Below are 13378 nucleotides of genomic sequence, written 5' to 3'. Positions count from 1 at the left end.
GGTCGAACAGTCGCTAGCAAACGACTCAAGACACTGGTAACGTCATTCGGAATCGGAACTGGCTCAGCAGCCTTTCGGAAGTTGAACGGATCCTCTTTTCGAAATATGCCGCCGGACCGGCTTGCCCGGCGAGGGCGGTCAGGATTGATCACCGCACGGGGCCCCCACGTATGTACAGTGCTATCGTCTCTGTAATCGACCGCCTGCTCAGGCTGGTTGGCTGTAAGACCATCAACCGACAGTTCCTGCTGTCCTACGCCATTATCTTCCTGCTGGCCGCCGCCTCCGGCATCTCGCTCTATATGAGCATGGCGATCAATCCACAGACCATCAATGTCGCCGGCCGCCAGCGGATGCTCAGCCAGCGGATCGCCAAGGAGGCGATGCTGGTGGCCGCCAATATCGAACAGCAGAGCCAGCTGCAGAAAACCATCGACCTGTTCGAACGCTCCCACCGGGCGATCGTCGACGGCGACAGTAGCCAGGGGATGAACGCCATCAGCGACCCGGCGATTCGTAAGCAGATGCAGCGCGTCGGCTCGCTTTGGAACAACTACAAGACACTTATCCTGCAGCACAGCAGCAGCCCGTCCGACCAGACCCTTCAACAGATCCACCAGCAATCACCGGTGCTGCTGAAGGAGATGAACAAGGCGGTGGTGATGATGACCGATGCCGCCAACAGCACTACCCGTACCCAGCTGCTGATCGCCTTCGTCTGCGTATTGCTGATCCTGTTCCTGGTGGTGATGGGCCGTATCTTCGGCCTGAAGATGCTGATGGACAATATGGACCGTCTGCAACGGCGGATGACCGAGGTCGGCAAGGGCAACTTTACCCACCGCTTCGACGTGATCCATACCGACAACGAGGTTGGCCGACTGTTCGAGTGCTATAACGAGATGCTCGGTCATGTCAGCGAACTGATGCGTCAGGTGCAGCAGACCGCCCAGAACACCGAGCGCCACGTCAGTAACGTGGTGGCCGCCACCGAAGACGCCGAGCGCGGCGTCAGCCGGCAGTACAGCGATATCGAGCTGGTCGCCACGGCAATGAACGAGATGGCCGCCACGGTACAGGAAGTGGCCCAGAACGCGGTCGCCGCCGAAGATGCCGCCCGCAATACCGACCAGCAGGCACGCAGCAGCAGCGAGGTGGTCAGCCAGGCTGGCGTCAGCGCGCAGGAGATGCAGCAGACCCTGCAGAGCACCGCCGCCACCCTGCATGAGCTGGAAGCGGCCACCCGCGAAGTGGGCAACGTCACCTCGGTGATCAACGAGATTGCCGAACAGACCAACCTGCTGGCGCTGAACGCAGCCATCGAGGCCGCCCGGGCCGGCGACCAGGGCCGCGGTTTCGCGGTGGTGGCCGACGAGGTACGCACCCTGGCGCAGCGTACCCAGATGTCGACCCAGGAGATCCAGGCGATCATCGAACGGCTGCAGGAACAGGCAGGCCGGGCGGTCGGCTCCATGACCCGCAGCACCGAACTGGCCGAAAACAGCAGTACCCAGGCGGCGTCCGCCGTCAAGGCGCTGCAGCAGATCGTCAGCTCGGCCGACACCATCTCGGCGATGAACACCCAGATCTCCACCGCCGCCGAGGAGCAGAGCCAGGTGGCCAACGATATCGACCAGCGGATCATCAATATTTCCGACGTGGCCGGCAATACCAAGGAAGATACCCGCAAGGTGGTGGCAGCCACCGAGCAGATCCGCCAGGAGATTCAGGAGCTCAACAAGCTGATCCAACGCTTCCAGGTCTGAGCCCAGTAACAAAAACGAAGCGACGAAAACGAAGCAATAAAAAACGGCAGCCTAGCAGGGCTGCCGTTTTTTTATTTTGAGTTGTCAGTTAGTTCAGTTAACCGTAATGAGTTAACGGTGGCTGGCATCATTCGCACTACAGCATGAATTCGTCGCGGCGGGAGGCGCAGCCTGCTGTGGTCGCGCTTGCCGGTGAACAATCAACTTACCCGGAACTGTGCCACCGCCTGCTGCAACGCATTGGCCTGCTGGGCCACTTCACCGCTGGCCTGGGCGTTCTGGTCGACCTGCTCGTTGGCCACCGCCATGATCTGGCGGATCTGCTCCACGTTGCGGTTGATCTCGGCCGCCACCGCCGCCTGCTCTTCGACTGCCGAGGCCGCCTGAGTGGTCATATCGACGATCCGGCCAGCCCCTTGGGTAATCTCGTCCAGCGTCCCCAGGCTATGGCCGGCTTCCTCGACGGTGGCCCGGCTCTGACTGACGCTCTGTTCCATCAGGCCGGACACCGCCTCGGTTCGCTGCTGCAGTTCGCGGATCATCGCCTCAATCTCGCCGGCCGACTGCTGGGTACGCACCGCCAGGTTGCGTACTTCGTCAGCCACCACCGAGAAGCCGCGTCCCTGGTCGCCGGCCCGGGCCGCTTCGATCGACGCATTCAGCGCCAGCAGGTTGGTCTGCTCGGCAATGTCCTTGATCACATCCAGCACCGAGCCGATATTGTCGCTGTCGGTTTTCAGCTGCTGCACCACCGAGGCGGTCTGCTCCGCCTTTTCGGCCAGCTGGTCAATGCTCTGAATCGCCCGCTGAATGATTGCATGACTCTGCTGAGCGCTCTGCTGGCTGTCCACCGCGGTGCTGGAGGTCAACTCGGTGTTGCCGGCGATCTCCTGCATCGAGGCTTCCATCTGATCGACCGACGCCGCCACCTGCACCACTTCATGCTGCTGGCTCTCCAGACCGCTGGAGGTCTCGGTGGTGATCGACGACAACTCCTCCGCCGCCGCACTGAGCTGCAGCGACGAGCGGGATACCTGCTCCAGCAGAGCCTGGAAGGCGTCCATCATGCTGTTAAAGTCCCGTCCCATGGCATCGATCTCGTCCCGGCCGGCCGTCGAGAAGCGCAACCTCAGGTCTTTCTCGTCACGCGCCTGCTTCATCAGCTGACCAAAGCGGTTGATCGGCTCCAGCACACTGCGGGCGATAAAGAACGCGATCGCCGTCACCGCCAACGCGATCAGCAAGATGCCGGCCAGTGCCCATGCCTGCAGCCGCTGTTCCATCGCCTGGATCTGCTGCTTCAGCTCGCCGGTCAACTCTTCCAGCAGGGTTTCCGACTGGTGCACGGTGCTGCGCATCTGGCCCCGCAAGCCCTGATCACTGGCCAGGCCGAGCTGCTCGAAGCCCGCCACCAATGCCAGGAAATCGCTGCGGTAGCTGGCCAGCCGCTGCAGGGTGTCCTGCCGATAAGCGGCGTCATTGAACTCGGCCGCCTCAACCTTCGCCAGCGCCTGTTCGAAGCGCTGCTCGAACTTGGCGCGGTATTTCAGCTCGCCCCGCAGCATGAAATCCTTCTCCGCCCGCCGCAGTTGCAGGATATCGGTCAGCAGCGCCATATCGCCGATCTCGCTGACCCGCTCCTCGGCTTCATGCACCGCATCCCGCAAACGGCCGCGCAAGCCCTCTTTATGGCTCAGGCCGATCTTCTGCTTGAGTTGAACCAGCGCGGCAAAGTGCCGGCCGTACATCTCGATAACCCCGGCCAGTTGGTCACTACGCTGGCGGCTGATGTCGTGCTGCGCCAGCAGGCCGTTGAGGTGGTCGATATCGGCCTTGAACTGGCCGACAACTTCGTCGAAACGGACCTGATACTTCAGGTTGTTGCGAGCCAGGAAATCTTTCTCATGGCGACGTAGCAGCAACATATCGCTTTGCAGCGTACCCACGGCCGTCTCGGCATCCTTGAGGCTGCCCATCGAGGCCATCGAAATCTGTAGCAGGCCGTACATCGCTGCAATCGACAGTACGACAAAGAGCACCAACGCCGATAGTTTCGTTTTAATTGTCATCATAGGGAGTTCTTAATGCTGGACTTCGTTTTATTGAATTGGCGCTAAAGAACGGATACTACCAAACAATGATTCTGGTATTACGAATTTTTATTGATGTATGCCTTCACGATCTTCGACACAGGGGCTAAAGAGCCGCTCGCCGCCGTGGCGGCAAGTAGGTAGGCAGGCGGGTAGAATGAGGATGCGCGGGATCAGTCGGCCAGGAACAGCCCCAGCAGGTCATTGAGGAACAGCCGGCCCTGATCGGTCGGCTGTAGTCGGGCGGGATCATCCAGCAACAGGCCGCGGCGACGGGCCTGGTCCAGCAACGGTTCAATAATGCTCAACGGCTGGCCGGTACGCTGGCTGAATAGGTTAGCCGGTACGCCGTCGGTCAAGCGCAGCACGTTCATCATGAATTCGAACGGCAGCTCCTCGACCGCCACCGGTTGCTCGCCACCCAGCCGGCTGAGCGGATTCAGGTAGGCTTTCGGCTGACGCTGTTTCCAGCGCCGCATGATGCGACCGTCGGCGCAGGTCAGCTTGCCGTGGGCACCGGCGCCGATGCCGATATAATCGCCGAACTGCCAGTAGTTCAGGTTATGGGCCGCTTGGCGCCCGTCGCGGGCATAAGCCGACACCTCGTATTGCCGGTAGCCCTGCGCCGCCAATAGCTCTCCGCCCATCTGCTGGATCTCCCACAGAGTGTCATCAATCGGCAGGGATGGCGGGCGGGCATGGAATTCGGTATTCGGCTCGATAGTCAGCTGGTACCAGGAGAGATGATCCGGGGCCAGTTCCAGCCCCTTCAGCAGGTCGCCACGCGCCAGTTCGATGGTCTGGCCCGGCAGACCGTGCATCAGGTCGATATTGATATTGTCGAAGCCGATCTCACGGGCGCGGCGGAAGGCGGTTTCGGCATCGGCGGCACAGTGGATCCGCCCCAGCGCCTTCAGGCAGGCATCATCGAAGCTCTGTACCCCGAGCGACAGCCGGTTGATCCCGGCGGCCCGAAAGCCGGCAAAGCGCTCCTGCTCGAAGGTGCCCGGGTTGGCCTCCATGGTGATCTCGGCATCAGCGGCCAACGGTACCCGCGCCGCCACACCGCGCAGAATGTCGGCAATGCTGTCGGCACTGAACAGGCTCGGCGTGCCACCACCGATAAAGATGCTGGCCACCTCTCGCCCTGCGGCAGCGGTCGTTTCATCATCCAGGTCCGCCAGCAATGCGGCAACATACTCCGCCTCGGGCAACTCGTCGCGCACCGCATGGGAGTTGAAGTCGCAGTAAGGGCATTTGCGCACGCACCAGGGGATATGGATATAGAGCGACAGTGGAGGCAGCGTCATTTAGTTTGCTCACTTAGGTTCGCAAAGCGGGAAGCTGTAAGCGGTCAGCTTCAAGCTTGTGGCTTGTGGCTTACCGCAGATAAGGGCCGATCCGGGCGATCAGCTCCTTGACGGCCTGGCCGCGGTGGCTGAGCTGGTTCTTCTGCTCCGGCGGCAGTTCGGCGGAGGCCTTGCCAAGCGTCGGAACCAGGAACAGCGGGTCGTAGCCGAAGCCGTTGTCGCCGCGCGGCTCACGCAGAATAAGCCCCTCCCAGGTTCCCTGGCAGATCAGCGGGGTCGGATCTTCGGCATGGCGCATAAAGGCCAGTACACAGCGAAAACGGGCGCTGCGCTGGTCGTCCGGCAGGCCATTCAGCATCTCCAGCAGTTTGGCGTTGTTCTGCATATCGTCGGCAGCGGGGCCGGCAAAGCGTGCCGAGTAGATACCCGGCTGACCATTGATCGCATCGACCTCCAGGCCAGAGTCATCGGCCAAGGCCGGCAGACCGGTGGCACGGGCGGCATGGCGCGCTTTGAGAATCGCATTTTCCACGAAGCTCAGGCCGGTCTCTTCGGCATCGACGACCTGAAAATGCGACTGCGGCAGCACCTCAATATCCCAGTGGCTCAATACCTGATTGAACTCACGTAGCTTACCCTTGTTACCGCTGGCCAATACGATCTGCTTGATCATGCTGTCCCCTGTCTGTTGCAACTCGAACGAAAAAAGCCGCCGGCGCCATACCCGAGGTCCGAAACGGATTCGAACCGGCAGTATAGCCGCCTGCGGCCCTTATGATACCGCCAACCGGCGGTTCAGTCGGTATAGAATTTCTGCTCGAAGTTGATATCGAATGCCGGTTGATTGGCGTCGGGCTGCACCTGCAGCGAGATGCGCATCAGCTGGTCGTCGGTAAAGCCAAACGAGCCGATATAGTAGATCGCCTTACCCTCGTCGATCTTCTTGAAATCCATCTGCTGCTGCTGCTCGATCAGGTTCAGCACCGAGCCATTGACCATCGCCGTGACCGGCTTCATGGAACCGTCCGGCTGCATTTTCAACACCGAGACATTGATCAGCGCGCGCCGCTTGCCGCGAACGATGCCGACCGACTGGGCGACATCCGGCTGCAGGAAGCTGCTGTTGAAGGCATTGTAATGGATCTCGTAGTCGCCATATTTGACGAACTGCTCCGCCCGGGCACTGACGCTGACCAGCGCGATCAGCGCCGCCACCAGCCCGACACGTAGAAAGCTGAGGATTGGTTGCATATTCCCTGCCCCTTATCTGGTAATCCGGTAGATCGCGATTTCACCCAGCATGTTGGGCCACAGCTTGATCCACCAGCGGTGACAATGTTCATGATCCACCACGGTACGCTCCTGAATATAGATATTTCGCTCGACACAGAGCCGTTCGAAATCCTTGAAGGTACAGAAGTGGATGTTCGGCGTGTTGTACCAAGTATAGGGCAGGAACTTGGACACCGGCATCTTGCCGCGGAACGCCAGATAGCCGCGCGCCCGCCAGTGACCGAAGTTCGGGAAGGTGACGATGCACTCCTTGCCGATCCGCAGCATCTCGTCGACGATCAGGTCCGGTCGCTCCATGATCTGCAACGCCTGGGTCATGATCACCGTGTCGAAGCTGTTGGCGCGGATCGACGCCAACCCATCATCGATATCCTTTTCGATCACCGACACCCCCTTCTCCAGGCAGGCGGTGATATTGCCCGGCTCGATCTCCAGACCGTAACCACTGATGTTCTTCTGCTGCTTCAGGTAGTGCAGCAGTTCGCCGTCACCACAACCGAGGTCCAGCACCCGGCTGCCCGGCGCGATCCACTGCTGAATGATATCCAGGTCTGCGCGCATCTCAGTTGCCCTCCTTGACGGCCGGAATATCCCCCGCCACCTGCTTCATGTACGCCCCGAACACCTCCATGTAGCGGGGGATCGGAATCAGGAACGCATCGTGCCCCTGGGGTGCGTCTATCTCGGCATAGCTGACCGGCTTGCGTGCATCGACCAGCGCGTCGACGATCTCGCGTGAACGGTCCGGCGCGAAACGCCAGTCGGTGGTGAACGAGATCAACATGAACTTGCAGCGGGTCTGCTCCATCGCCTTGGACAGGTCGTTGCCGTACTCGGCGGCCGGGTCGTAGTAGTCCAGCGCCTTGGTCATCAGCAGGTAGGTGTTGGCGTCGAACGCAGTGGAGAAACGCTCACCCTGGTAGCGCAGGTAGGACTCCACCTCGAACTGCGGCGTGAAGTCGAAACTGATCGAACCGGAGCGCAACTCGCGACCAAATTTCTCGCGCATGCCGTCGGCCGACAGGTAGGTGATATGGCCCAGCATCCGCGCCAGCATCAGGCCGGTCTTCGGTACCGTTTCGCGCTCGTAATAGTGGCCGTCGTGAAATTCGATATCGCGGCTGATCGCCTGCCGGGCCACCTCGTTGAAGGCGATGTTCTGGGCCGACAGTTTGGGCGCCGCGGCGATCACCAGGCAGTGACGCAGCCGTTCGGGATAGTCGATCGACCACTGCAGCGCCTGCATACCACCGAGGCTGCCGCCGATTATCGCCGCCCACTGCGCAATACCGAAATGGTCGGCCAGCCGGGCCTGGCTGTTGACCCAGTCCTTGACGGTGACGATCGGAAAATCCGGCCCGTACGGCTTGCCGGTGGCCGGATTGACGCTGTTCGGTCCGGTGGAGCCGTGACAGCCACCCAGATTGTTCAGACCAATGACAAAAAACTTGTTGGTATCGATCGGCTTGCCAGGACCAACCGCGCTGTCCCACCAACCGGGTTTCCTGTCATCTTCGCTGTGGTAACCGGCAATGTGGTGGTTGCCGGACAGGGCGTGGCAGATCAGCACCGCGTTGGAGCGATCTTCGTTCAGCTCGCCGTAGGTTTCGACGATCAGCTCGTAGGATTCCAGGGAGCGGCCGCAGGCCAGTTGCAGCGGCTGATCGAAACGGATCAGTTGCGGCTGGACCAGGCCGACCGAGTCGTGCGGAAAAGGTGTGGGCATTTCAGTGTTCCCGACTGTATCGGGCGCTGTCGCGGCACTTCAGGTTTCACCGGCCGCCGGGCGCCCTATTGCAAACATCATGTTTTCAACGCAATGGTTCCGGACCGTCCGCAACGGCTGGGGCTGTCTTTACAGCGACTTGCGGCGGCTCCGGCAGTCGAGCATCACATCTCGTATAGCAGGAACCGACACTGCAGCAGGAAGGTACTGTCAAACACGTCAGTCTCGCTCAATCTCAAGCAACTCGGGCAGCCTGCTCGGCTGCTCGATCTTTACCCGTTTCTGGCGGCCCAGTTCGCCGCCGACAATGGTCACCGCGCTCTTGGCCACGCCGAACTGCTTGGCCAGAAACTTGATCAGGTGGGCGTTGGCCCTCCCTTCGATCGGTGGCGCGCTGATCCGTATCTTAACACTGTCACCGTGCAGACCACAGATCTCATCCTTCGAGGCCTTGGGCTGCAGGTGCAGGCTCAACAGCAGATCGTCGCCCTGCCACTGATAGAAACCCAACTCAGATCACCAGCCGCGACAGTTGCGACTGGATGATCTGGATAGCCAGGAAGATGAAGATCGGCGACAGATCCAGCCCGCCCAGCGGCGGAATCACCTTGCGTACCAGCGCGAACAGCGGTTCGGTCAGTTGCAATAACAGCTGTGGCGCCGGATGGTAACTGTTCGGCGCCACCCAGCTGATGATCACCGCCGCCAGTACCGCCCAGAAATAGATGGTCAGGATCAGGTCGAGCACACCGACCAACGAGAACAGCGCCAAACCGGCAATATTGGGCAGGTTGTCGTGCACCACGAAGATCAGCAGCAGGGTGCCGAACTTGACCAACGCCGCCAGCACCAGCGCCGACAGATCCCAACGACCCATGCGCGGCAGTACCTTCTGCAACGGCATCAATGGCGGATTGGTCGCCTTGACCACCGCCTGGGAGATCGGATTGTAGTAGTCCGCCTGGGCCAGTTGCAGCAGGAATCGCAATACAACGATAAAGGCGTAAAGGTTACCGAGGGTGCTGATGATCAGCGTAATCGGATCCTGTCCCATGTGACATCCTGTTAAGCGCTTGATTTCGGAAAATTATAGAGGCTTCCCCGGCTCTTTTATACCGCCGGCAGCAGGAACACCCGCCGCCGGGAAAGTACCATCGCGGCCGGATCAGTCCTTGCCCAGCTGCTCCGCCATCTCCACCGAACGATCGCTGCAGGCCTGCATCGCCTGCATGAAGATATCGCGCAGGCCGTCCGCTTCGAAACTGAGGATCGCCTGCTCGGTGGTCCCCTTCGGCGAAGTCACCCGGCGACGCAACTCGTCCGGCAGTACCTCGCTGGCGGAGGCCATCTCGGCGGCGCCCAGCGCGGTCTGCAGGGTCAGTTGACGAGACACCGCTTCAGACAGGCCCAGCTTGACGCCGGCCTGGATCATCGCCTCCATCACCAGGAAATAGTAGGCCGGGCCGGAGCCGGAGACCGCGGTTACCGCATCCAGTTGAGCTTCTTCATCGACCCACAGAGCGATGCCGGTGGCCTGCATCACCCGCTCGGCCAGGGCGCGTTGTTCGGCACTAACCCGGTCGTTGGCGTACAGGCCGCTGGCTCCCTTACCGACCAGCGCCGGGGTATTCGGCATGCAGCGCACGATGGCGCAGTTGCCACCCAGCCAGCGATCAAGCGACTCGGCGGGAATACCGGCCGCCACCGATACGACCAGCGGCTGACCGGCCTGTACCGCCGCCGCCATATCGCCGGTCACCGCTTTCATCACCTGCGGCTTGACCGCCAGCACCACCAGTTCGGCAGCCGCTACGGCGGCGTTGTTATCGCTGGTCACCTGCAAGCCTTGCGCCGCCAGATCCTGCAGTTTTTCGCTGTCCGGTTCGGAGGCCCAGATGTTCGCGGCCGGATAGCCGTTGGCCAGCAGGCCACCGATGATCGCCCGCGCCATGTTGCCGGCGCCGATAAATGCCAGTGTCGGATAGTTGCTCAAATTTCTGTCCTCAAGGGTGCACTCCGGCATCAATGCCGGAACCGCAACCCGATATTGCTTGTATAGTTAACGGTTCAACGATGTTACGACTTTTGACTGTAGTCACGTGGCCCGAAGATCGCGGTACCGATCCTGACCAGGGTCGATCCTTCGGCGATCGCCGCCGCCATATCACCGGACATCCCCATCGACAGGGTGTCCATCTGCGGATGCTCTTGCTGCAGTTCACTCAGCAACGCCCGCATCCGGGCGAATACCGCCCGCTGCGCCCTTTCGTCATCGGTCGCCTGCGGAATCGCCATCAGCCCGCGCAGCCGCAGGTTCGGCAACCCGTCCAGCGCCTCTGCCAGCGCCGGCAACTGTTCCGGCAGGCAGCCTGACTTGCTCTGCTCGCCGCTGATATTGACCTGCAGGCAGATATTCAGCGGCGCCATGCCGGCCGGCCGCTGCTCCGCCAGCCGGCGGCCAATCTTGTCGCGGTCGACGCTGTGCACCCAGTCGAAGTGCTCGGCGATCGGCCGGGTCTTGTTGGACTGGATCGGGCCGATGAAGTGCCACACCAGCGGCATATCCGCCAGCGCCTCGATCTTGTCCAGGCTCTCCTGCAGATAATTCTCGCCGAAGTCGCGTATCCCTTCTGCGGCGACGGCGCGCAACTCGTCGGCATGGCGGGTCTTGCTGACCGCCATCAAGGTGACCCCATCGACCGGCCGACCGGCTGCCGCGGCACTTTTTGCCAGTGATTCGCGCACTGAAGCGATATTCTCTGCAATACTACCCATGTCAACTCCGGGCGGATATACGATTGGATTGGCCTGGCTATTCTGCTAGAACTAGAGCGGTCATTCAAAGGAGTCCCAGGTCTCTAAGCCATGGATATTACCGAACTTTTATCTTTCACCGTACAGCAGGGCGCGTCCGACCTCCACCTTACCGCTGGAATGCCGCCGGTTATCCGGGTCGACGGCGACGTACGCCGCATCAAGCTGCCGCCACTGGACCACAAACAGGTTCACGCACTTGTCTACGATATTATGAATGACAAGCAGCGCAAGGAATACGAGGACGTACTGGAAACCGACTTCTCCTTCGAGGTGCCCAACGTGGCCCGTTTCCGTGTCAACGCCTTCAACCAGAACCGGGGCGCGGCGGCGGTGTTCCGTACCATCCCGACCAAGGTGCTGACCATGGACGACCTCGGCATGGGCCAGGTGTTCAAGAACCTGGCTGAGATGGCGCGCGGTATCGTGCTGGTGACCGGACCGACCGGTTCAGGTAAGAGTACCACCCTGGCGGCGATGATCGACTACATCAACGAGAACCGCGCCGACCATATCCTGACCATCGAAGACCCGATCGAATTTGTCCATGAAAGCAAGAAGTCGCTGATCAACCAGCGCGAGGTACACCGCGACACCCATAGCTTCAGCCATGCGCTACGCTCGGCCCTGCGTGAGGACCCGGACGTGATCCTGGTCGGCGAGATGCGCGACCTGGAAACCATCCGGCTGGCGCTGACCGCCGCCGAGACCGGCCACCTGGTGTTCGGCACCCTGCACACCACCTCGGCCGCCAAGACCATCGACCGTATCATCGACGTGTTCCCGGCGGCGGAGAAGGCGATGGTGCGCTCGATGCTGTCGGAGTCGCTGCAGGGGGTCATTTCGCAGACCCTGCTGAAGAAGCCGAACGGCGGCCGCGTGGCGGCCCATGAGATCATGATCGGCACCCCGGCGATCCGCAACCTGATCCGCGAGGACAAGGTGGCGCAGATGTACTCGTCGATCCAGACCGGTGCCCAGCACGGCATGAAAACCCTGGACCAGAGCCTCACCGAGCTGCTGCAGAAGGGGCTGATCACCCGCGATGCCGCCCGCGAGAAGGCCGCCAACCCGAAGAATTTCTGAGCGATATAGGACCGAGCTGTGGACTTTACACAACTGCTCAAAGTGATGGTGGACCGGAACGCATCCGACCTGTTCATTACCGCCGGCGCCCGTCCGGCCATCAAGGCGGATGGCACCATCAAGCCGTTGACCAAAGAAGCGCTGACCCCGCCCCAGTGCCGAACGCTGGTCTACAGCACCATGAACGACAAACAGCTGGCCGAGTTCGAAGGCACCCGCGAGTGCAACTTCGCCATCAGTGCGCCGGACCTGGGCCGCTTCCGTGTATCGGCGTTCTTCCAGCGCAACTCGCCGGGGATGGTGTTGCGCCGCATCAATACCGTGATCCCGACCATGGATGAGCTTAACCTGCCGCCGATCCTGGCCGACCTGTCGATGACCAAGCGCGGCCTGATCCTGTTCGTCGGCGGCACCTCGACCGGTAAATCCACCTCGCTGGCATCGATGATCGACTACCGCAACCGCAACCATCGCGGTCACATCATCACCATCGAAGACCCGATCGAGTTCATGCATGAACATCGCCAGAGCATCATCACCCAGCGCGAGGTCGGCATCGACACCGACTCCTACGAGACCGCGCTGAAGAACACCCTGCGCCAGGCGCCGGATGTGATTCTGATGGGCGAGATCCGCTCCCAGGACCTGATGCAGTACGGCATGGTGTTCGCCGAAACCGGCCACCTCTGCCTGGCCACCATGCACGCCAACAACGCCAACCAGGCGCTGGACCGGATCATCAACTTCTTCCCACCGGAGCAGCATGCCCAGACCTGGATGGACCTGTCGCTGAACCTGAAAGCGATCATCGCCCAGCAGCTGTTGCCGACCAAGGACGGCAAGGGCCGCCGCGCGGCGATCGAGGTGATGATCAACACCCCGCTGATCTCCGACCTGATCCGCAAGGGCGAGGTGCACGAGATCAAAGAGGTAATGAAGAAGTCCACCAACCTCGGTATGCAGACCTTCGACCAGTCGCTGTTCAAGCTCTACCAGGAGGGGGTGATCGAGTACGACGTGGCGCTGAACCACGCCGACTCCGCCAACGACCTGCGCCTGATGATCAAGCTGAACGCCGATACCAACCCGCAGCTGGACAAGTCGGACAACGTCAACTTTACGCTGCAGGACGACGGCGACTACCTGAGCTGATTCTCAGGGTGTCCGTCCAATCGAGTAGGAGGAGGCCTCACGGCCTCCGTCCTCTCACACCACCGTACGTACGGTTCCGTATACGGCGGTTCACGTCATACATTTGAGCCGATGGTATTGTCCCATCAGCGATACCAGTCC

The 13378-nt window shown here is 61.1% G+C and carries 13 protein-coding genes; 3 read left to right on the top strand and 10 right to left on the bottom strand.

Annotation, left to right across the window (positions count from 1 at the left end; genetic code table 11):
* The first annotated feature begins 170 nt into the window (after positions 1-170).
* Positions 171-1766, top strand: a complete 1596-nt coding sequence (locus tag K6T12_RS07430; protein ID WP_222221024.1) for a methyl-accepting chemotaxis protein — start codon at positions 171-173, stop codon at positions 1764-1766.
* Between the two features lie 200 nt (positions 1767-1966).
* Here K6T12_RS07430 and K6T12_RS07425 read toward each other — a convergent pair whose 3' ends face one another.
* From K6T12_RS07425 to K6T12_RS07380, 10 genes are all read right to left on the bottom strand, one after another.
* A complete protein-coding gene (locus K6T12_RS07425; RefSeq protein ID WP_222221022.1) occupies positions 1967-3835 on the bottom strand; it encodes a methyl-accepting chemotaxis protein in 1869 nt (622 codons plus the stop codon).
* A gap of 194 nt (positions 3836-4029) precedes the next feature.
* A complete protein-coding gene (hemW, locus tag K6T12_RS07420) occupies positions 4030-5166 on the bottom strand; it encodes a radical SAM family heme chaperone HemW (protein WP_222221020.1) in 1137 nt (378 codons plus the stop codon).
* Between the two features lie 70 nt (positions 5167-5236).
* The gene (locus K6T12_RS07415) at positions 5237-5839 is read right to left on the bottom strand and encodes an XTP/dITP diphosphatase (RefSeq protein WP_222221019.1); all 603 of its coding nucleotides are present in this window, start codon (positions 5837-5839) and stop codon (positions 5237-5239) included.
* 122 nt (positions 5840-5961) lie between these two features.
* Entirely contained in the window at positions 5962-6417 is a 456-nt protein-coding gene (locus K6T12_RS07410; protein WP_222221017.1) for a DUF4426 domain-containing protein, read from the bottom strand.
* Between the two features lie 12 nt (positions 6418-6429).
* Positions 6430-7020: a methionine biosynthesis protein MetW gene (gene metW, locus K6T12_RS07405; RefSeq protein ID WP_222221015.1), complete on the bottom strand. Its 591-nt coding sequence runs from the start codon at positions 7018-7020 to the stop codon at positions 6430-6432.
* 1 nt (position 7021) lies between these two features.
* Complete coding sequence (gene metX / locus K6T12_RS07400) at positions 7022-8185, bottom strand: homoserine O-succinyltransferase MetX (protein WP_222221013.1); 1164 nt, start codon at positions 8183-8185, stop codon at positions 7022-7024.
* Between the two features lie 219 nt (positions 8186-8404).
* The gene (locus K6T12_RS07395) at positions 8405-8695 is read right to left on the bottom strand and encodes a DUF167 family protein (protein ID WP_222221011.1); all 291 of its coding nucleotides are present in this window, start codon (positions 8693-8695) and stop codon (positions 8405-8407) included.
* Position 8696: 1 nt separating this feature from the next.
* The gene (locus K6T12_RS07390) at positions 8697-9239 is read right to left on the bottom strand and encodes a YggT family protein (protein WP_222221009.1); all 543 of its coding nucleotides are present in this window, start codon (positions 9237-9239) and stop codon (positions 8697-8699) included.
* A gap of 111 nt (positions 9240-9350) precedes the next feature.
* A complete protein-coding gene (gene proC / locus K6T12_RS07385; RefSeq protein ID WP_222221007.1) occupies positions 9351-10178 on the bottom strand; it encodes a pyrroline-5-carboxylate reductase in 828 nt (275 codons plus the stop codon).
* A gap of 83 nt (positions 10179-10261) precedes the next feature.
* Positions 10262-10960 (bottom strand): YggS family pyridoxal phosphate-dependent enzyme, encoded by a 699-nt coding sequence (locus tag K6T12_RS07380; protein ID WP_222221005.1) that lies wholly within the window; start codon positions 10958-10960, stop codon positions 10262-10264.
* A gap of 90 nt (positions 10961-11050) precedes the next feature.
* Between K6T12_RS07380 and K6T12_RS07375 the strand changes: the two genes are divergently transcribed.
* The gene (locus tag K6T12_RS07375) at positions 11051-12085 is read left to right on the top strand and encodes a type IV pilus twitching motility protein PilT (protein WP_222221003.1); all 1035 of its coding nucleotides are present in this window, start codon (positions 11051-11053) and stop codon (positions 12083-12085) included.
* A gap of 18 nt (positions 12086-12103) precedes the next feature.
* On the top strand, positions 12104-13237 hold the full coding sequence (locus K6T12_RS07370; RefSeq protein WP_222221001.1) for a PilT/PilU family type 4a pilus ATPase: 1134 nt from the start codon (positions 12104-12106) through the stop codon (positions 13235-13237).
* Positions 13238-13378: the final 141 nt, after the last annotated feature.

Origin of the sequence: Marinobacterium arenosum (genome assembly GCF_019795155.1) — a bacterium.
Classification (GTDB): Bacteria; Pseudomonadota; Gammaproteobacteria; order Pseudomonadales; family Balneatricaceae; genus Marinobacterium_C; species Marinobacterium_C arenosum.
This window is presented reverse-complemented; position numbering and strand designations above follow the sequence as displayed.